At 66.3% G+C, this 20,222-nt stretch carries 17 protein-coding genes; 7 read left to right on the top strand and 10 right to left on the bottom strand.

Features of this window, described 5'->3' with window-relative positions:
- Positions 1-20: 20 nt before the first annotated feature.
- Complete coding sequence (locus KM176_RS05420) at positions 21-1,064, bottom strand: cysteine desulfurase family protein (protein ID WP_160890927.1); 1,044 nt, start codon at positions 1,062-1,064, stop codon at positions 21-23.
- A 109-nt stretch (positions 1,065-1,173) separates the two neighbouring features.
- Positions 1,174-1,674 carry a Fe-S cluster assembly transcriptional regulator IscR gene (gene iscR / locus KM176_RS05415; protein ID WP_160890928.1) on the bottom strand — a complete coding sequence of 167 codons (501 nt, stop codon included), beginning with the start codon at positions 1,672-1,674 and terminating at the stop codon, positions 1,174-1,176.
- A 192-nt stretch (positions 1,675-1,866) separates the two neighbouring features.
- Between iscR and KM176_RS05410 the strand changes: the two genes are divergently transcribed.
- Positions 1,867-2,523 (top strand): alpha/beta hydrolase, encoded by a 657-nt coding sequence (locus tag KM176_RS05410; RefSeq protein ID WP_160890929.1) that lies wholly within the window; start codon positions 1,867-1,869, stop codon positions 2,521-2,523.
- A gap of 87 nt (positions 2,524-2,610) precedes the next feature.
- Complete coding sequence (locus KM176_RS05405) at positions 2,611-3,750, top strand: HD domain-containing protein (RefSeq protein ID WP_160890930.1); 1,140 nt, start codon at positions 2,611-2,613, stop codon at positions 3,748-3,750.
- A gap of 81 nt (positions 3,751-3,831) precedes the next feature.
- Here the strand turns inward: KM176_RS05405 and mfd are convergent, their stop codons facing one another.
- Together mfd and KM176_RS05395 are read right to left on the bottom strand one after the other, a co-directional pair.
- Positions 3,832-7,305 (bottom strand): transcription-repair coupling factor, encoded by a 3,474-nt coding sequence (gene mfd / locus KM176_RS05400; protein WP_160890931.1) that lies wholly within the window; start codon positions 7,303-7,305, stop codon positions 3,832-3,834.
- Positions 7,306-7,309: 4 nt separating this feature from the next.
- Entirely contained in the window at positions 7,310-7,837 is a 528-nt protein-coding gene (locus KM176_RS05395) for a component of SufBCD complex (RefSeq protein WP_311136119.1), read from the bottom strand.
- A 158-nt stretch (positions 7,838-7,995) separates the two neighbouring features.
- On the opposite strand from KM176_RS05395, the gene hemB reads away from it, so the two are divergent.
- Both hemB and KM176_RS05385 read left to right on the top strand, forming a co-directional pair.
- Positions 7,996-9,000 (top strand): porphobilinogen synthase, encoded by a 1,005-nt coding sequence (gene hemB / locus KM176_RS05390; RefSeq protein ID WP_160890932.1) that lies wholly within the window; start codon positions 7,996-7,998, stop codon positions 8,998-9,000.
- Positions 9,001-9,117: 117 nt separating this feature from the next.
- Positions 9,118-9,693 carry a lipid-binding SYLF domain-containing protein gene (locus KM176_RS05385; RefSeq protein ID WP_160890933.1) on the top strand — a complete coding sequence of 192 codons (576 nt, stop codon included), beginning with the start codon at positions 9,118-9,120 and terminating at the stop codon, positions 9,691-9,693.
- 102 nt (positions 9,694-9,795) lie between these two features.
- Here KM176_RS05385 and KM176_RS05380 read toward each other — a convergent pair whose 3' ends face one another.
- Positions 9,796-10,059 carry an usg protein gene (locus KM176_RS05380; protein ID WP_160890934.1) on the bottom strand — a complete coding sequence of 88 codons (264 nt, stop codon included), beginning with the start codon at positions 10,057-10,059 and terminating at the stop codon, positions 9,796-9,798.
- Positions 10,060-10,253: 194 nt separating this feature from the next.
- Here KM176_RS05380 and gyrA point away from each other — a divergent pair, with 194 nt between their 5' ends.
- Positions 10,254-12,992 (top strand): DNA gyrase subunit A, encoded by a 2,739-nt coding sequence (gene gyrA / locus KM176_RS05375; protein WP_160890935.1) that lies wholly within the window; start codon positions 10,254-10,256, stop codon positions 12,990-12,992.
- A gap of 28 nt (positions 12,993-13,020) precedes the next feature.
- The gene (locus KM176_RS05370; protein ID WP_160890936.1) at positions 13,021-13,860 is read left to right on the top strand and encodes a LysR family transcriptional regulator; all 840 of its coding nucleotides are present in this window, start codon (positions 13,021-13,023) and stop codon (positions 13,858-13,860) included.
- Positions 13,861-14,285: 425 nt separating this feature from the next.
- Here KM176_RS05370 and KM176_RS05365 read toward each other — a convergent pair whose 3' ends face one another.
- From KM176_RS05365 to KM176_RS05355, 3 genes are read right to left on the bottom strand one after another with little or no spacing between them, the layout of a single operon-like run.
- Positions 14,286-15,761 carry a carboxypeptidase M32 gene (locus KM176_RS05365; protein ID WP_160890937.1) on the bottom strand — a complete coding sequence of 492 codons (1,476 nt, stop codon included), beginning with the start codon at positions 15,759-15,761 and terminating at the stop codon, positions 14,286-14,288.
- 4 nt (positions 15,762-15,765) lie between these two features.
- Positions 15,766-16,899, bottom strand: a complete 1,134-nt coding sequence (gene ctaA / locus KM176_RS05360) for a heme A synthase (protein WP_160890938.1) — start codon at positions 16,897-16,899, stop codon at positions 15,766-15,768.
- Between the two features lie 50 nt (positions 16,900-16,949).
- Positions 16,950-17,684: an RNA methyltransferase gene (locus KM176_RS05355; RefSeq protein WP_160890939.1), complete on the bottom strand. Its 735-nt coding sequence runs from the start codon at positions 17,682-17,684 to the stop codon at positions 16,950-16,952.
- Positions 17,685-17,897: 213 nt separating this feature from the next.
- On the opposite strand from KM176_RS05355, the gene KM176_RS05350 reads away from it, so the two are divergent.
- Complete coding sequence (locus KM176_RS05350) at positions 17,898-18,515, top strand: thiamine phosphate synthase (protein WP_160890940.1); 618 nt, start codon at positions 17,898-17,900, stop codon at positions 18,513-18,515.
- Between the two features lie 22 nt (positions 18,516-18,537).
- Here KM176_RS05350 and KM176_RS05345 read toward each other — a convergent pair whose 3' ends face one another.
- Both KM176_RS05345 and KM176_RS05340 read right to left on the bottom strand, forming a co-directional pair.
- Positions 18,538-19,374, bottom strand: coding sequence for a lysophospholipid acyltransferase family protein (locus tag KM176_RS05345; RefSeq protein WP_160890941.1), 837 nt, complete (start codon positions 19,372-19,374; stop codon positions 18,538-18,540).
- Between the two features lies 1 nt (position 19,375).
- Positions 19,376-20,137, bottom strand: coding sequence for a GNAT family N-acetyltransferase (locus KM176_RS05340; protein WP_160890942.1), 762 nt, complete (start codon positions 20,135-20,137; stop codon positions 19,376-19,378).
- Between the last annotated feature and the right edge of the window lie 85 nt (positions 20,138-20,222).

Below are 20,222 nucleotides of genomic sequence, written 5' to 3'. Positions count from 1 at the left end.
GTCATATCGCGTCCTATCTCTTACGCCGCACGCGCGCGGCGACGTTTTCTCTGCGCCAGCCAGGCAGTGGCAAAGCGCTCAAGCTCTTCATCGGTTGTCTCAAGACCCAGGCTGATCCGCAGCGCGCCCGAGGCGGCCTCCTCGTCATAGCCCATGGCCCGCAGCACATTGCTTGCCCTCACCTTGCCCGAGGAACAGGCCGAACCGGCACTGACCGCGAACCCGGCAAGGTCCATCTGCATCACCTGGGTCTCACCCTTCCAGCCGGGCGAGATCAGGCAGGTCGTATTCGGCAGCCGTGCCGCCTCCGATCCGGCGATCACCAGATCGGGAATGTCATCCCTCAGCCGGGCCTCCAGCCGGTCGCGCCGGGCCGCCACAGCCTCCCAGAGCCCGGCATCGAGGTCGCGCGCCGCCGCTTCCGCAGCCGCCCCGAACCCGGCAATGCCGATCACGTTCTCGGTACCGGCACGGCGCCCCATCTCCTGGCCGCCGCCCTTCAGCTGCGCCGCCAGGTCGGTGCCGCGCTTCAGCACCAGCGCCCCCACACCCTTCGGCCCGCCCAGCTTGTGCGCCGAGATCAGCGCCATACCGACCCCCAGCCAGTTGAAGGCCAGCGGCAGCTTGCCGAAGGCCTGGGTCAGGTCGCTGACCGCCAGCCCCTCCGGCAGTTTCTGGACCACGCCTGTTTCGCTGTTGGCCAGCTGCAGCGCCGATCCCGCGGGATCGGATACACTCACGATGCCCGCACCATCGACCGCCAGCACCGCCCGCCCCCAGGAGCGCACGGCATCATGTTCCACATCGGCCACGGCCAGGTCGCGCCCCGCCATGGCCAGCGCCGCCGCCTCGGTGGCCCCCGAGACAAAGACCACGTCGGCGCCATCGGCCCCAAGCGCAGAGGCCACCTGGGCCCGCGCCCGCTCGATCAGCGCCTTGGCGGCCCGCCCCTCGGCATGCACCGAAGAAGCGTTGCCCGCCACATCCATGGCCGCGATCATCGCCGCCCGGGCCTCGGCCCGCAGCGGCGTCGTCGCATTGTGATCCAGATACACTCGGCTCATGATCGGCACACCCGATGTCGCGCGATCCGCAACATCTTCATCTTTCCAAAAATATGGCGGGGGAGTCGCGCAGCGACGGGGGCAGAGCCCCCTTTCTCCCGCCGGGTTCTCACGACGCGGCACTCACCGGCTCGGCCGCCGCATCGGCATCATCCTCGTCGACCAGCACCAGCAGGCTCGGCACCGCCGGGCACGGGGCCAGGCCGTTGCGCACGACATCGGCCAGGGTGGTCTGGTGCAGGAACACGTAGACATGGGCCGAAAGCCCCTCCCAGAGCCGGTTGGTCATCGACTGCGCCCGGCTGCCCGAAAGCCCGCCCGATACGCCCGCGCCCTTGTGCATCGCGCTGACCGTCTCGTCCACCGCAGAAAGCACATCCAGGACGCGAATCTCTCCCGCCTCCCGCGACAGGCGGTAGCCGCCGCCCGGCCCGCGCACGCTCACCACCAGCCCGGCCCGGCGCAGCTTCACGAAAAGCTGCTCCAGATAGGGCAGCGAAATCGACTGACGCCGGGAAATATCGCCCAGGGCCACCAGGCTTTCCGCCGGTTGCAGGGCGATGTCCGACAGCGCCACCATGGCGTAACGTCCCTTGGTACTCAGTTTCACGAGGGGTTCTCTCCCGATCCTGCGCCTCGCCTGGCCCTCCGCTGGGACTGGCTGATTTCATTGACCTTCGCCCGCGTCCAGACTATCTCGGCTGGAAACCGGCAAACGGCCCGGATGAGCCGTTTAGAACATTTCTAAGGTGCCTGACCAAATTCGTCAAGAATGAAGGCGCCACCTGTGAGGAACCTTTCCATGCCCGAGGTCATCTTTCCCGGACCCGAAGGCCGTCTTGAAGGCCGTTACCACCCCCAGCGGGACCGGGACGCCCCGATCGCCATCGTCCTTCATCCGCACCCCCAGTTCGGCGGTACGATGAACAACAAGGTTGTCTACAACCTTCACTACGCCTTCTATAACATGGGCTTCACGGTCCTGCGTTTCAATTTCCGCGGCGTCGGCCGCTCCCAGGGCGAATACGACCAGGGCGTGGGCGAGCTTTCCGATGCCGCCTCGGCGCTCGACTACCTCCAGTCGATGAACTCGAACTCCAAGCACTGCTGGGTCGCGGGCTTCTCCTTCGGCGCCTGGATCGGCATGCAACTGCTGATGCGCCGCCCCGAGATCACCGGCTTCATCTCGGTCGCGCCGCCCGCCAACATGTACGATTTCTCGTTCCTGGCGCCCTGCCCCTCCTCGGGCCTGATCATCAACGGCGCCGCCGACCGCGTGGCGCCCCCCGCCGATACCCGCTCCCTGGTCTCGAAACTTCAGGAGCAGAAGGGAATCACCATCACCCACGAGGAAGTCGAGGGCGCAGGCCACTTCTTCTCCGAGGAAGAGCAGATGAACCAGATGATCGGTTCGGTCTCCGACTACGTGAAGCGCCGCCTCACCGAGACCACGCGCTGAACCATGACAGGGCCTGCCTCGACCGGGGCAGGCCTTGCACCTTTCCGCCCATGGGCCTACCCCACGCGCATAGCGACAGGAGCCCCCATGGACAGCACCCGCCTCGACGCCCAGCTTGCCTTCCTCACCGAGGCCGACAAGCTCAAGCGCGTCATCCGTGCCTCGACCCTCACCGACCAGTCCCGGCAGGAAAACGCGGCCGAACATTCCTGGCAGGCGGCGCTCGCGGCCATGGCCTGGCTGCCGGACCTCCCCGATCATCGCCTCGACCGCATCCTGTCGATGCTGCTGCTGCACGATCTGGTGGAAATCGACGCCGGCGATCAGCCCTTCGACGAACCCCACGATGCCGCGGCCCTGGAACGGGCCGAACGCGCCGCCGCCGAACGCCTCTTCGGGCTGCTGCCCGCCGACCAGGGCGCCGCCTTCCACGCCCTCTGGTCCGAATTCGAGGCAAAGGAAACCCCCGACGCCCGCCTCGCCAAATCCGTCGATTTCGGCGTGCCGGTGCTGCAGACCTTCGCCGCCTCGCCCCGCCGCGCCGACCACGTGGAGGGCACGCTGAGCAATCTCGCCACCGGTCGCGCCCGCCTGCTGGCCGAGACCCTGCCCGATCTGCACGCCCATCTCTCCGCCGCCTGCGCCGACACCGATCAGCCCGTCGCCGCCCGCGCCCGCTTCGTGGCCGAGGCCGACCGGCTGAAAACCGTGACCCGCGCCACCACCCTCACCGACGGTTCCCGGTTCGAGAACTCCGCCGAACATTCCTGGCACCTCGCCCTCTACGCGCTGACCCTTGGCGAACATGCCCCCGAGGGCACCCGGCCTTCCCGGGTGATCCGCATGCTGCTGCTGCATGACCTGGTCGAGATCGACGCCGGCGATGCCCCCCTCTACCTGCAGACCCCCGAAACCCAGGCCCTGATGGCCGAGAAGGAAGAGGCCGCCGCCGCCCGCCTCTTCGGCCTGCTGCCCGACACCGAAGGCGCCCCCCACCATGCCCTCTGGCAGGAGTTCGAAGCCGCCGAGACCCCGGATGCCCGCTTCGCCAAGGCCCTCGACCGCTTCCAGCCGCCGATGCAGAACATCGCCTCCAACGGCGTCTCCTGGCGCGCCAACAACGTCACCTACGAGATGATAGACACCCGCGTCGGTCGCGTCATCCGCCGCGCCACCCCTGCGCTCTGGGATCACATCGCCCCGAAGATCACCACGCTGCTGGCCTGAACCCGCCGCGCTCCCAGTCATCTGGCCCGAAATATCCCGGGGGAGCGCCGAAAGGCGCGGGGGCAGCGCCCCCTGCCGCCCTCAGCCCTTCGCCTTCGCGGCCTTTTCCTTGGCAACGACCTTCTCGGCCAGGTCCCGCGCGATGGCGAAGGCCCCCTTGATCCGATCCGCCTCCGTCGCCCAGTCCCGCCGCACGACGATCTTGTTGTCCTTGACCTTCGCGAGCCCGTTCTGGTCCTTCAGGAAGGCCACCAACCCTTCCGGAGAGGCGAAGCGGTCGTTGTGGAACTGGATCGTCGCACCCTTTGGGCCCCCGTCCAGCTTGGCAATCCCCGCCCGCTTGCACATCGCCTTGATGCGCACGAACAGCAGCAGCGTGTTGACCTCCTTGGGCAGCTTCCCGAAGCGGTCGATCAGCTCGGCGGCAAAGCCCTCCAGCTCGACCTTCTTCGACAGGCCCGACAGGCGCCGGTACAGCCCCAGCCGCAGGTCCAGATCCGGCACGTAATCTTCCGGGATCAGCACCGGCACGCCCAGGCTGATCTGCGGCGCCCAGTGTTCGTCGGCCTCGGTCAGCCCCTCCAGCTGGCCCGAGCGGATCTTGGCGATCGCCTCCTCCAGCATCGACTGGTACAGCTCGTAGCCGACATCGCGCATGTTGCCCGACTGCTCCTCTCCCAGCAGGTTGCCGGCGCCGCGGATGTCCAGATCCTGCGACGCCAGCGTGAACCCGGCCCCCAGCGTGTCCAGGCTGCCCAGCACCCTCAGGCGCTTCTGCGCGGCATCGGTCAGCGGCGCGCGGGGCTTCGTCGTCAGATAGGCATAGGCACGGGTCTTGGACCGGCCCACGCGCCCCCGGATCTGGTACAGCTGCGAGAGGCCGAACATGTCGGCCCGGTGCACCACCATCGTGTTGGCGCGCGGAATATCCAGACCCGATTCCACGATGGTCGTCGCCACCAGCACATCGTACTTGCCGTCGTAGAAGGCGTTCATCCGGCGATCCAGCTCTCCGGCGGCCATCTGCCCATGGGCGACGACAAAGCTCACCTCCGGCACCTGTTCCTTCAGGAAGGCCTCGATCTCGTCCAGATCGCTGACGCGGGGCACCACGAAGAAGCTCTGGCCGCCGCGGTAATGTTCGCGCAGCAGCGCCTCGCGGATGGTGACGCCGTCGAACTCGCTCACATAGGTCCGGATCGAAAGCCGGTCGACGGGCGGCGTACCGATGATCGAAAGGTCCCGCACCCCCGAAAGGCTCAGTTGCAGGGTACGCGGGATCGGCGTCGCGGTCAGCGTCAGCACGTGGATGTCGCTGCGCATCTCCTTCAGCCGCTCCTTGTGGCCGACGCCAAAGCGCTGCTCCTCGTCGATGATCAGCAGACCGAGGTTCTTGAAGCGGATGTTCTTGGCCAGCAGCGCATGGGTGCCGACCGCGATATCGACCGTGCCGTCGCCGATCCCCGAACGGGTGCGCGCGGCATCATTGGCGCTGACGAAACGCGACAGCGGGCTGACCTGAAGCGGGAAGCCCCGGAAGCGCTCGGCAAAGTTCTGGTAGTGCTGGCGGGCCAGCAGCGTCGTGGGTGCGATGACGGCGACCTGTACGCCCGACATGGCCGCCACGAAGGCCGCGCGCAGCGCCACCTCGGTCTTGCCAAAGCCCACGTCGCCGCAGACCAGCCGGTCCATCGGATGGCCCGAGTCCATATCCGTCAGCACATCCTGGATCGCAGAGAGCTGGTCGTCGGTCTCCATGTAGGGGAAGCGCGACAGGAAGCTGTCCCATTCGTGGCCCTGCACCTCCAGCAGCGGCGCGCGGCGCAGGGCGCGTTCGGCGGCGACCCGGATCAGCCGGTCCGCCATCTCGCGGATGCGCTCCTTCATGCGGGCCTTCTTGGCCTGCCAGGCGCCCCCGCCAAGCTTGTCCAGCAGACCCTCGTCGTGACCATATTTGGTCAGCAGCTCGATATTCTCGACCGGCAGGTAGAGGCGCCCGTTCTCGGCATATTCCAGCAGCAGGCATTCATGCGCCGCCCCCGCCGCCGTAATCACCTCCATGCCGTGATAGCGCCCGATGCCGTGATCGACATGGACCACCAGATCGCCGGCGCTGAGGCTTTGCGCCTCGGTCAGGAAATTGTCGGCCCGCCGCTTCTTGCGCGCGCCCCGGATCAGCCGGTCGCCCAGCACGTCCTGTTCCGAAATCACCGTCAGCGGACGGCCGTTCCACTTGCCCTCGAAGCCGTGCTCCAGCGGCCAGACCGCCAGATGCAGACCCGTCTTGCCGATGCGCCGGGCATCGGTGACAGGGATGGCCTCCTTCAGGCCCTCATCGGCGATCAGCCCTTCCAGACGTTCCCGCGCGCCCTCCGAATAGGAGGCGACAATCACCGGACCATCTTGAAGTTTAACTTTAACATGGTCTGCGAGAGATTTGAAAAGGCTTACATTCTCCAACTGCCGCTCTGGCGAGAAATTGCGCCCGATCCGTCCCCCGGCATCCAGTACGCCCGGCCCCGGAGACTGCGCCAGAGGCGACAGCGCGATCACCCGGCGGCCGGCAATCGCGGCCTCCCAGGCGGTGTCATCAAGATAAAGAAGCTTCGGCGGCACCGGCTTGTAGATGCTGTCCATCCGCTTGCGGTCGGCCATGGCGATGCGGCGGGTCTCGTACTGGTCGGCGATCGTCTCCCACCGCGACAGCCGCGCCGGGGTCACCTGATCGTCCAGCGTGATCGAGGCTTCGGGCAGGTAATCGAACAGCGTCTCCAGCCGGTCGTGGAAGAACGGCAGCCAGTGCTCCATCCCCTGCTGCTTGCGCCCGGCGCTGACCGCTTCGTAAAGCGGATCATCAGTGCCGGCGGCGCCGAACTCGATCCGGTAGTTCTGCCGGAACCGGGTGATCGCCGCCTCGTCCAGGATCACCTCCGAGACCGGCGCCAGCTCCACCACGTCCAGCGTTTCCGTGGTGCGCTGCGTCACCACGTCGAAACGGCGCGCCCCGTCCAGCACGTCGCCGAACATGTCGAGGCGCACCGGACCGCTTTCGCCCGGCGGGAAGATGTCGATTATACCGCCGCGGATCGCGTAATCACCCGGCTCCGTCACCGTGTTGGCCTGGGAAAAGCCCATACGGACCAGGAAGTTGCGCAGCGCCTTTTCATCAATGCGGGCACCGACGGCAGCACTGAAGGCGGCCTCGCGCAGGATCGCGCGCTCGGGCAGCCGCTGGGTCGCGGCATTCAGCGTGGTCAGCAGAACGTAGCGCGCGGGCATGCCATGCACCAGCCCCGCCAGCGTCGCCATCCGCGCCGCCGCGATGTCGGGGTTCGGCGACACGCGGTCATAGGGCAGGCAGTCCCAGCTGGGGAAGGTCACCACCGGCATGTCGGGGGCGAAGAAATGCAGCGCGTCGGCCATAGCCGCCAGGCGGCGATCATCCCGCGCCACATGCAGCACCGGGCCGCCGCTCTTTTCGACCTCGGCAAGGATCAATGCCGCGTCAAAGCCCTCCGGCGCGCCGCCGAGCGTGATCCGTCCAGGTTGTGCCATCCGATTACCGTCCCAGAATGCCGTGCAGGGCGTTGACATACATGCCCCAGGCCGATGTGGCCAGAACCGCGATCAGGCCGACCGCCTGGATCGACACCCGCAACCGGCGCAGCCGCAGCAGCAGGCCCGCGGTATCGGGACGCTCGCGGCCCATGCGGCGAAAGCTTTGCAGGCTCATCAGCCAGCACAGGCTCAGCGGAAACAGGATCAGGAAGGCGGCCTGACCGAATTCCACGTCATAAAGGAATCCCAGCAGCGCCAGCACGGTCAGAAGAAAGGTGCCCAGCCCCGCGAACCAGACGCCCTGACGCTCGACCAGCGTCTCGGCCCGGATCGCCCGGATCCGCACGAGATCGTGAAGGTCGCGCTCGGCCGCGCTGCCCTCGGCCTGCGCCTCGGCCGCCAGGGCATGGGGCACGCCCACCAGCAGGCTGCCGGCGAAGGTCCAGATCCCCGCCAGGACGATCCAGAACCAGAGATTTGAAAAGGACCTGAGGTCCAGAAGGGCGAGGATCAGGGTGAGGGCATCCACCGGCCGGGTTCCTTTTCTCTGGCTTCGCTGCGCCGCAGCCATATAGCCCGGACCGCACCGTTTTCCCAGCCCCGAGGCCCGCCACCCCCTTCAGGTCACCCTTGAGCTTGCCGCCGCCCCGTGCCAAGCCTTGCCCCGCATATTGTGAGAGGTCCCCCATGCAGCCCGTTCACGCGCCCTTCCCCGCCACCCGCCTGCGCCGCACCCGAGTTTCTTCGGGCATCCGCGACCTGGTTCAGGAAAACAAGCTCGACACCCGGGACCTGATCTGGCCGGTCTTCGTCTGCGAGGGCGAAAACCACGAAGAGCCCGTGCCCTCGATGCCCGGCGTCATGCGCCGCAGCGTCGACAAGCTGGCCGAGGCGGTCTCGGAGGCCTATGACCTGGGCATTCCGGCGGTCGACATCTTCCCCTACACGCCGAGCGACAAGCGCAGCGCCGATGCCTCCGAGGCCTGGAACCCCGAGAACCTGTCGAACCGCGCGACCCGCGCCATCAAGGCCGCCTGCCCCGAGATGCTGGTGATGACCGACGTGGCGCTCGATCCCTATTCCGACACCGGCCATGACGGCTACGTGAAGGACGGCTACGTGGTGAACGACGAAACCGTCGAGGCCCTGGTCAAGCAGACCCTGTCCCAGGCCGAGGCCGGCGCCGACATCATCGGCCCCTCCGACATGATGGACAACCGCATCGGCGCGATGCGGGCCGCGCTGGAAAAGAACGGCTTCCAAAACGTCATGATCCTGTCCTATGCCGCGAAATACGCCTCGGCCTTCTACGGGCCCTTCCGCGATGCGGTTGGCGCGGCTGCCTCCCTCAAGGGCGGCGACAAGAAGACCTACCAGATGAACCCCGCCAATACCGACGAGGCGCTGCGGCTCGTGGCCCGCGACCTTTCGGAAGGCGCGGACATGGTGATGATCAAGCCCGGCATGCCCTATCTCGACATCTGTCGCCGGGTGAAGGACCAGTTCGGCGTGCCGACCTTCGCCTACCAGGTCTCGGGCGAATACGCGATGCTGCAGGCGGCCGCGCAGAACGGCTGGCTGGACGGCGACAAGGTGATGGTGGAAAGCCTGATGGCCTTCAAGCGCGCCGGCTGCGACGGCGTGCTGACCTATTACGCACCCGAATTCGCCCGCAAGTTCGGATCCGCCTGAACCCCGGCCCTGTCGCCGCAAAGGGTGACAGGGCGCCCGGTTCCGGGTATCCCTCGGGCCAAGGGCCGGTCAACGGCCCGCCCGGTCCCCGCGGGGACCCCCAAGAGAGGCAGTGAGATGAGCGATCAATCCCCCAACCGGCTCTCGCGCCGAGGTTTCACCTTGGCCGCGCTGGCCAGCCTTCCCGCGCTGGCGGCCTGCGCCGGTGGCGTCGGCAGCAATGGCGGCGCCGAGATCGACGCCCGCGTCGATGCCACGCTCCAGCAGATGTATTCGGAATATCCCGCCACCCGCGAACTGTCGCAGAAGGCCGCCGGCATGCTGGTCATGCCGCTGATCACCGAGGCAGGCCTGGGCATCGGCGGCGGTTACGGGCGCGGCGCCCTGCGCGTCGGCGGCGCCACGGTGGATTACTATGCCGCCACCCGGGCCAATATCGGCCTGCAGATCGGCGCCCAGCAATATGCCCATGTGCTGTTCTTCATGACCGATGCCGCCCTGGCCGAGTTCCGCCGCTCCGATGGCTGGGCCGCCAGCGCCGATGCCACCCTGGTCTTCTCGAACCAGGGCCAGACCATCCGCGCCGACACCACGACCTCGCTGTCGCCGGTGATCGCGGTGATCTTCGGCCAGGCCGGCCTCAAGGTCGGCGCCACGGTCGAGGGGCTGAAATACTCCCGCATCCTGCCCTGACCTCCGGGCCCGGTGCGCGCGCCCTGGCATTTTCTTGTCGAAAATACCTCCGCCGGAGGCACCGGCCCGCAAGGGCCGGTTTCCGCCCCCGGGCGCGCGGCCTCAGTGGTAGCGAAACTCTCCCACGACCTGGCGCCACTCTCCGCTGGCCAGCTTGCGGCGATGGGCGAAGCGCACGGAATGCAGCGGCCCCTCGATCTCGCTCTGCCAGAAGGCGATGAAGCGGAACAGCCGCGGATGGTCCGGCGCCAGGTCGTAATCCTGCCACAGGAAGCTGTTGAGGACATGGCGATGGTCGGGCATGCGGTAGAAGAACTCCGCCGTCGTCAGCCCGTATCCCTTCAGCAGAAGCTCGGTTTCCGTCATTCGATCCCTCCGAATTTGCCGGACACTCTTCGAAGCTTGGCATGAAGGGATTACTTTTCAACGAAAACAGTATGTTGGCAGCCAATCCCTCTGGCTGCCAACGGCAGGCAGGCGCAAGGATTGCACCCAAGATAAGCCCGGTGCTATAGTCTGCCCAACAAGATGTAGAAGATCCGACCAGACAGGCGAACCTCGTGACCGATACTCCGGAAACCCCTGAAAACGAAGACGAAAAAGCGGCACCGGGTCCTTCCGTGCCCTCCGTCTCCATCGCCGAGGAGATGAAGACCTCCTACCTCGACTATGCCATGTCGGTCATCGTCAGCCGGGCCATTCCCGACCTGCGCGACGGCCTAAAACCTGTGCACCGGCGGATCCTCTTCGCCATGAACGAGGTCGGCAACACCCACGACAAGCCCTACCGGAAGTCCTCGCGCCCCGTCGCGGACACCATGGGTAAGTACCACCCCCACGGCGATGCGGCGATCTACGACGCGCTGGTGCGGATGGCGCAGGACTTCTCCATGTCGCTGCCGCTGCTGGATGGTCAGGGCAACTTCGGCTCGATGGACGGCGACAAGGCCGCGGCCTTCCGCTACACCGAAGTCCGGATGGACAAGGTCGCCAACTACCTTCTCGACGACATCGACAAGGACACGGTGGACTTCCAGGACAACTACGACGGCAAGGACCGCGAACCCACGGTTCTGCCCGCGAAGTTCCCCAACATGCTGGTCAACGGCGCCGGCGGCATCGCCGTCGGCATGGCCACCAACATCCCGCCCCACAACCTGGGCGAGGTCTGCGATGCCACCCTGGCGCTGATCGAGAACCCGGACCTTTCGACCGAGGACCTGATCCAGTACATCCCCGGCCCCGACTTCCCCACCGGCGGCATCGTCCTGGGCCGTTCCGGCGCCCGCAAGGCCTATCTTGAAGGCCGCGGCAGCGTCATCCTTCGCGCCAAGACCCATATCGAGGAACTGCGCAAGGACCGCTACGGGATCATCATCGACGAGATCCCCTACCAGGTGAACAAGGCCGCGATGATCGAGAAGATCGCCGAGCAGGTCCGCGAGAAACGTCTTGAGGGCATCGCCCATGTGCAGGACGAATCCGACCGCGACGGCGTGCGCGTGGTGATCGAGCTCAAGCGCGACGCCACCCCCGATGTCGTGCTGAACCAGCTGTTCCGCTTCACGCCGATGCAGACCACCTTCGGCTGCAACATGCTGGCGCTGAACGGCGGACGCCCGGAAACCCTGTCCCTGTACGGCTTCCTGTCGGCCTTCGTCGATTTCCGCGAGGATGTCGTTGCCCGCCGCACCGCCTACCTGCTGCGCAAGGCCCGCGAACGGGCCCACCTGCTCTGCGGCCTCGCGGTTGCCGTCTCGAACGTCGACGAGATCGTCGCGACCATCCGCGCCTCGGCCGATGCGGCGGATGCCCGTGAAAAGCTGATGACGCGCCGCTGGCCGGCAAGCTCGATCCTGGAATACATCAAGCTGATCGACGATCCGACCCACACGATCAACGAGGACGGCACCTACAACCTCTCCGAGGCCCAGGCCCGCGCGATCCTCGAACTGCGCCTCCAGCGCCTGACCCAGATCGGCGTCAAGGAAGTCACCGACGAGCTGCAGGAACTGGCCGGCAAGATCCGCGAATACCTCGAAATTCTCGGCTCGCGCGAGCGCATCATGGAGATCATCTCGAACGAGCTGCGCGAGATCCGCGACCAGTTCGCCGTGCCGCGCCGCACCGAGATCGCCGACTGGTCCGGCGACATGGAAGACGAGGACCTGATCGAGCGCGAGGACATGGTCGTCACCGTGACTGCTGGCGGCTACATCAAGCGCACGCCGCTGGCCGATTTCCGCGCCCAGAAGCGCGGCGGCAAGGGCCTGTCGGGCGGTGCGATGAAGGATGACGATGCCGTCACCACCCTCTTCGTCGCCAATACCCATACCCAGCTGCTGTTCTTCACCACCGAGGGCATGGTCTACAAGCTGAAGACCTGGCGTCTTCCCGCCGGTGGCCGGACCTCGAAGGGCAAGGCGATCGTCAACATCCTGCCCATCCCGACCGGGGTCTCCATCGCCGCGATCATGCCGGTCGACCGGGCCGAGGAAGACTGGGGCGATCTGCAGATCGTCTTCGCGACCTCCGCCGGCACCGTGCGCCGCAACGCGCTGTCGGACTTCACCAACGTCATGCGCAACGGCAAGATCGCGATGAAGTTCGAGGGCGAAGCCGAGGGGATGCGCCTGATCAACGCCCGCATCTGCGGCCCCGAGGACGACGTGATGCTGTTCACCCGCTCGGGTCGGGCCATCCGCTTCCGCTCCGAGGACGTCCGCGTCTTCAACTCGCGCAACTCGACGGGTGTACGCGGCGTGAAGCTGGCCGAGAACGATGAAGTCGCCTCGATGTTCGTGCTGCCGCACTTCCTCGCCGAAAGCGACGAGCGTGCCTCCTACCTCAAGATGCGTCGTGCCATGGCCGGCGATACCGAGGCGACCGAGGACGAAGAAGGCAATGCCGACATGCCGCTGAGCCAGGAACGCTATGCCGAGATGTCTGCGGCGGAAACGCTGATCCTGACCATCACCGACGGCGGCCATGGCCATATCAGCTCTTCGCACGACTATCCGGTGCGCGGCCGTGGTGGTCAGGGCGTGACCGCATGGGAGAAATCCATGCGTTCGGGCCCGATCATCACCGCCTTCCCGGTCGAGATGGACGACCAGATCATGCTGGCCACCTCGCGCGGTCAGTCGATCCGGGTGCCGGTCGACGGGATCTCGTTCCGCTCGCGCAGCGCAGGCGGTGTGCGCGTGTTCAATACCGGCAAGGATGAGCACGTTGTTTCTGTTGCCCGCATCGTCGACCAGGGCGATGATGAGGAAAATGCAGGCCCCGCCGAGGATTGATCCGGCGGGCACTTGAGGAAGAATAGACGTGAAGAATTGGGACGACCTGCGCTACCTCGTTGCGGTGCACAAGACAGGCTCGATGAGCGCGGCGGCGCGGTTGCTGGATACCAATCCGGCAACCGTCTCCCGGCGTCTGGCGCGCCTGTCAGAGACCCTGGGATTTGATCTTTTTCTGAAGACCCCCCAGGGATGGACCGCCAACGAGGCGATCACCGATCTGATCGAAAGCATTACCGCCTTCGAGAATGAAATCGAGAGCTACCTGAACGCGCGCGATCAGGCGCCCGACCACGTCACCGGTCACATCAATATCGGCTGCCCTCCCTCGATTGCCAGTTTCGTCCTTTTCCCGGGACTGCGCCAGTTCCTTGCCAGCAACCCCGGGCTTGAAATTACCTTCACCGGTCAGTTCTACCAGGATGCGCTTGGCGACAACGACCTGTTCGTCTCGGCGGCGCGGCCCCAGCAGGGACGCCTCGTGGTGCGCTACATCGGCAAGTACCACACCAATGTCTACTGCTACGAGGACAGTCCGCGCGACGCCGGCTGGATCGGTCTGCACAACAAGCACGACCGCTATCCGCCCGCCCAGCACGCCCGCAACATTCTGGGCGGCCGCGATCCGGTGATCCGCGTCGAAAGCCTGACCGAGGTGCTCTCGACCGTGCAGGGCACCCGCCTGCCCGGCCTGATGCCCACGATCGCGGCAACCCAGGATCCGCGCCTGGTGCCCTTCGATCCCGAATCGGAACCGCTCCAGACGCCTCTCTACCTCTGCTTCCACGAAACCCGTCGCAAGGACCCGCTGCTGCAGCTGGTCGCCGACTGGATCGCCGAGCAGTTCAACGGCATCGAGGGGCTCTGAGCCGCCGAGGGTGCCGCGTGCCTGTGCGATCCGGCATGTCCTTTTTCGCACAGGCGCCATTGTCTGAAACGAAATATGCAAGTGCAGACAGGCTTATGACGGTCGGGCCGGCAGAATTCCTGTTTGTTTCTGGGATCAGAATGGTTAAACTAATCCCTGTGACTAATTGAAGTTGCACCCAGGTTTCCAGCGACCGGATTTCCTTCGCAGAGGCGAAGGTCAGCGTGTCCCTAGGAGGGTCTCTATAGATGCCCGTTCAGCAGCGGTTCTTCTGAGCCGTAGAGATCTTTCTAACAAGGCTTGACGCTTCTACCCCGTCAATCCCTTCACTTGGGCCGGCCCGAACAGCCGGCCCAATTTTTTTGCCAGATCCGCAAATGAAAATGGCCCCTTGCGGGGCCATGCTCAGGTTCTGCGTGAAGACCTTACAGGTAGTAGATCTCGCTGAACTTGGTCTCGATGTAGCGCAGCAGCGGCTCCGCGTCCGGGGCCTTGCCGCAGGCATGGGTGATGGTGTCGCGCGGCTCGCGCAGCCCGCCGTGGCGTTGCAGGTTGTCGCGCAGCCAGTCGGTCGCCGGCGTGGTGATCCCCTGCGCCAGGCTGGCATCCAGATCCGGCAGATCCGCGCGCAGCGCTTCGTGCAGGCAGCCGGCATAGACATTGCCCAGGGCATAGGTCGGGAAATAGCCGAACAGCCCCAGCGACCAGTGCACATCCTGCAGGCATCCCAGAGAGGGCTTGGGCACCGCATAGCCGAAATCGGCCGCGAACCGGGTGTTCCAGGCCTCTTCCAGATCGCCGACTTGCAGCGTTCCGCCAATCAGTTGCTGCTCAAGATCAAAGCGCAACATGATGTGGAGGTTGTACTGAAGCTCATCCGCCTCGGTGCGGATGAAATCCTTCTGGACGCGGTTCACCGCCGCGTAGAAGGCCTCGGGCGTGTCGATGCCGAAATCGCCATAGGCCCTGCGGAACCTGTCGAACAGCCAGCCGGTGAAGGCGCGCGAACGGCCCAGCTGGTTCTCGTAGATCCGGCTCTGGCTTTCATGCACCCCCATCGAGACGCCCTGACCCAGCGGGCTGAGCGCATAGGACCGGTCGATGTTCTGCTCGTAGCAGGCATGGCCGGTCTCGTGGATCGTCGAATAGAGGCTGTTGAACGGATCCTCGGGGTTGGTGCGGGTGGTGATGCGCACATCATCGCCCGACCCCGACGAGAACGGGTGCACCGCCTTGTCGATCCGCCCCCGGTTCAGGTCATAGCCGAAGGCCAGTGCGATCTCCCGCGTGAGCGCCATCTGGGCGGCTTCGTCGAAGCTGCCCTCGGCCCCCTTGGGCGCGGGTTTCTCAAGCACGCGGGCGCGCAGATCGACCAGCCGGGGCCGCATCGCGTCGAAGATCGCGCCCAGCTCGGCCGCGGTGGTGCCGGGTTCGTAATCGGCGATCAGCGCATCATAGGGCGTGCCCTCGCCCGCCAGCGCCGCGCCCTCTTCCTGACGCAGCGCGATGACCCGCGACAGCACCGGGGCGAAGGCGGCGAAATCGTCCTTTTCGCGCGCCTCGGCCCATTGGCCCTGCGCAAGCGAGGTCACGCGCGCCAGTTCCACCGCCAGCCGCTCGGGGATCTTGACCGACCGCTCGTAGCTGCGCCGGATCAGCCGCAGCTTGGCGGCATCGGCCTGCGACATCTCCTGACCCTCGCAGGCGGCCAGCCAATCGCCCAGGCGCGGATCGGTGCGCCGGGCGTGCAGCACGCTTTCCAGCGCCGCGGTTTCCTCGCCACGCTGGTGCCCGGCGCCGCGCGGCATCATGGTTTCCTGATCCCAGCTCAGGCGCCCGGAGACCTGCGCCAGCGCCTCGGTGTCCTTCTGGAAGGCCAGAAGATCGTTCAGTGCCTGCATGGTGTTACCCCCGGATGCCGCTGACGACGGGATAGGCCGCCATGAAGCGGGCCCGGATGATCAGCACGAAGGTCAGGACCGCGACGAGCTGGTGCGTGATGGCGACATGCACCATGGCCGCCGTCATGACCGTGGTGATGCCCAGCAGAACCTGCACCAGCATGGAAATCCAGGCAATCATGAAGGCCCGGCGCGTCGCCGCATTGGGCGAACGGTTGCCCTTGAGGAAGCAGACGGTCCCGTAGATGAACACCAGATAGCCGAAGCAGCGGTGGATGAACTGCACAAGACCGGGGTTTTCCAGGAAGTTGTGCCAGATCGGCTGAATGTCGAAGGCATAGGGCGGGAAGAATTGCCCGCCCATCAGCGGCCAGTCGGTGAAGGAGCGGCCCGCGTCGATGCCGGCGGTCAGCGCGCCCAGCAGCACCTGCAGGAACAGCATGTGCATCCAGCCGGTGGACATGCCGAACAGCTTTTTCTCGCGCGCGCGGCGGGCCTGCATCAGGTCGCGTTCCTCGCGGCCAAGAGCGTAGACGAACCAGGCGATGAATCCGAGGATAGTGAAGGCCACGCCCAGGTGGATCGCCAGGCGATAGGAGGCGACCCGCAGCATGTCGCCGCCCAGTCCCGAGGAGACCATCCACCAGCCGACGGCGCCCTGCACGGCGCCCAGGACGCCGATGCCGAAGCAGCGGCCCTTCCAGCCCTGCGGGATCTTGCCAAGCGCCCAGAAGCCGAAGAAGCCAAGCGCCCAGACCAGCCCGATGGCGCGGCCAAGGTTGCGGTGGCTCCATTCCCACCAGTAGATCTGCTTGAAGTCCGACAGCTGCATCCAGCTGTTCTGCTCGGTGAACTGCGGGATCTGCTTGTAGAGGTCGAATTCGTGCTGCCAGGCCGCCTGGCCCATCGGCGGCAGCGCCCCGGAAAGCGGCTTCCACTGGGTGATCGACAGCCCCGAGTCGGTCAGGCGCGTCAGCCCGCCAAGCGCGATCATCGCCACCACCATGAGGAACAGCAGCGCCATCCAGATCCGGACCGCCCGCCGCGAACCGCGCCGCGCGCCGTCGATGGCGCCGGTGCGGATCTCGGGCTTCTGCGTCTCCGAGACGTCTTCGAAAATGCTTCTCTTCTGGCTCATACCAGTCTCCTTCGGCCCGGACAGGGGGCTGCCCGGAGATGAATTCGGGCTTACTCGCCGCGTTCCTTCCAGCGCACCATCTGGCGCAGGATGCCATGCAGCATCTGCACGTCCGAACGCGTCAGCGGCATCCGGCTCCAGAGGTTGCGCAGCACGATCTTCATGCCCTCGGCCTTGGTCTCGGGGAAGAAGAAACCGGCCTCGTCGAGGCGGGATTCATAATGCTCCGAGAGCTTCTGGATCTCGACGTTGGAGGCCCAGTCGGCGCCGGCAAGCTCGGTGCGCTCGGCCTCGACATCGCCGGCCTGGCGGCGCCATTCATAGGCCGTCAGCAGCACGCATTGCGCAAGGTTGAGCGAGGCGAACTCGGGGTTCACCGGCACGTTGATGATGGCATTGGCGCGCGCGATGTCGTCGTTTTCAAGACCCGCGCGTTCGGGGCCGAACAGCACGGCAACCTTTTCACCGCCCTGGATCTTTTCGCGCGCGATTTCCATGGCGCGCTCGGGGGTGACCACGGGCTTGGTGAGGCCACGGGCACGCGCGGTGGTGGCGAAGACATAGGTGCAGTCGCCGATCGCGTCATCGGTGGTCTCGGTCAGCTGCGCCTCGTCCAGCAGGCGCCCGGCACCCGAGGCCAGCGCCACGGCGCGCGGGTTCGGCCAGCCATCCCGGGGATCGACGATGCGCATCCGGTCGAGGCCGAAATTCCACATCGCGCGGGCGGCGCCTCCGATATTCTCTCCCATCTGGGGACGGACGAGGACGAAAACGGGCTGCGACATGGGGTTCCTTTCTCTGCTTGGCCCTCGTCTAGCCGGGTGCGCAAGGGGTGTCGAGGGCGTGTGGCAAGCCACGTCGCATCATATCTGCGTGGGCGTGCGTTGCGGGCTGGCGACATGCATATTTGGGGAAAGATGAAGGGAGTTTCGGTGCAATCCCTTTGCCTCTGTCCGGGGGGCGCGGTATAGCGGCGCGAACTTTCAAGAGGATCTGACATGTCTCAGGACGAAAAGCCCCAGATCTACCTGATCTCGCCGCCGGAATTCGACCTGATGGAATTCCCCGAGCAGCTGGCCCGGGTGCTGGATTCCCAGGAGATCGCCTGCGTGCGGCTGGCGCTTGCCACCCATGACGAGGACCGGCTGTGCCGGGCCGCCGACATGCTGCGCGAAGTGAGCGAGCCGCGCGACGTGGCGCTGGTGATCGAACGCCACATCCTGCTGGCCGAACGGCTGGGTCTGGACGGGGTGCATCTGGAGGACGGCTCGCGCTCTGTGCGCAAGGCCCGCAAGGCGCTTGGCAACGATGCCATCGTCGGCGCCTTCTGCGGCACCTCGCGCCATGACGGCATGAGCGCGGGCGAAGCGGGCAGCGATTACGTCTGCTTCGGCCCCTCCAGCGAGACCGCGCTGGTCGACGGCACCGTCGCCCCGTTCGAGCTGTTCGAATGGTGGTCGCAGATGATCGAGGTTCCGGTGGTCGCCGAGGGCGGGCTGGACATCGAGACCATCGCGAAACTTTCTCCCGTCACCGATTTCTTCGGCATCGGCGAGGAAATCTGGCGCGCCGAGGATCCGGTGGCCGCACTGGCAAAGCTGACCGCCGCCTTCTGAGGGCGATCTGCCGGCAGGCCCCTCAGCGGGCCTGCTGGAAATCCCAGGGCATGCCGCCACGCACCACCGCCTCCGCGGCTGCGGCAAGCTCCTTCCGGCCCCGGAAATCGGAGACCTTCAGGGGGGCGTGATAGATCACCTCCACGCTGCCCTGCCGCCGGGTGCCCAGCACCTTGGCCAGATGCGCGCCGAATTCCATGTCGCCCCACCAGCCATAGAAGCGCGGCTCGGCCCCCTCGGGGGGGCGGTAGAGCGTGGTCACCGGCTGGATCCACAGCACCTCGCGCAGATCCTCGGCAAAGAAGGCCGCGAAGAGCGAGGATTTGAAGGGCAGCACCCGGCGCCCGTCGGTCGAGGTCCCCTCGGGGAAGAACATCAGCGTCTGGCCCAGCAGCAGGCGGTCGCGGAAGATCTGTTCCTGCACCTTGGCCTCGGCGCGGTTGCGGTTGATGAAGACGGTGCCGGTGGCCTTGGCCAGCACGCCGATGCCCGGCCAGCCCGCGACCTCGGACTTCGAGACGAAGAAGACCGCGCGGGGGGCGGACAGCGTGAAGATGTCGCTCCAGGAGACGTGGTTGGCGACCATGGCACCACGCTGGCGCATCGGCTGGCCGGTGACCTTCAGCCGGATCCCCGAGATCGCGAAGAAGGCCCGGCAGACCGTGCGCTGGAACCAGGGCGTGACGGGGCGGCGTTCGCCGCAGAGTGGCCGTTCGACCAGCCGCACCAGCAGCAGCAGCACGAGGCCGATCCCGCAGATCAGCAGGAAGGGCACGGCGCGCAGGGCAAACAGCAGCCAGCCCGCCCCCGTCGGTTTCGGTTCGGGGGGGGTGTCTTCGGAATACCAGGTGTCGCTCATGTCAGCCGCGCAGAAGAAGGCGGCTCTGCTTCTCGTTCAGCGTCTGGCTGTCGAGGATCAGGCAGATGTCCACCGTGTTGAAGGCATGGTCCACGTAGGCGCCCTCGCCCACGACACCGCCCAGTTTCAGATAGCCCTTGATCAGCGGCGGCACGGCGCGCATCGCCGCCAGCCGGTCGATCTGCGCCTCCGGCATCAGGTCCATGGGCTGGAAGGCCTCGGGCCGGGCGCGCACGCGCAGCGCCTCGGGCGCCAGGTGACGGGCATGCAGCAGCGAGAGCGAGGGCGCCAGCGGCGCGATCTCTGTGCCATGGAAGGAGGCGGTGCCGAACAGCACCTCGATGCCGCGTTCGCTGACATACTCGGCGACCGCGTTCCACATCAGCATCATCGCCGGGCCGCCGCGATAGTCGGGATGCAGGCAGGAGCGCCCCAGCTCCAGCAGCTTGCGCCCCGAGGCGCGCAGCACCGTCAGGTCGTATTCATCCTCGCCGTAGAACTGCCCGGCCTCGGCGGCGCGGGCATCGGTCAGCAGACGATAGACGCCCACCACCGGATCCGAGGGCCGCGCATGGTCGAACAGCAGCAGGTGGTCGAAGAAGGGATCGAAGCGGTCGCGTTCAAGACGCGCCGCGTGATCCACCAGCGCCCCGCCGCCGCCCAGTTCCTCGACGAAGACGCGGTAGCGCAGGCGCTGTGCGGCAAGCAGCTCGGCCTCGGTTCTGGCAAGACGGGCTTCGAATTGGGGCTGGGGCCGGGTCATGCCACTCCGTTCACTTACCGGATCAATCGGGTCCGGCCCTTCTAGGGAATGCCCAGAGCCCACGCAAGAGAGCAGCCGCCGCCGC

The organism is Pseudooceanicola endophyticus (genome assembly GCF_018760365.1).
In the GTDB taxonomy this organism is placed as follows: Bacteria; Pseudomonadota; Alphaproteobacteria; order Rhodobacterales; family Rhodobacteraceae; genus Pseudooceanicola; species Pseudooceanicola endophyticus.
Note: the sequence above shows the minus strand (reverse complement) of the source record. Positions and strands in the feature narration are given on the sequence as shown.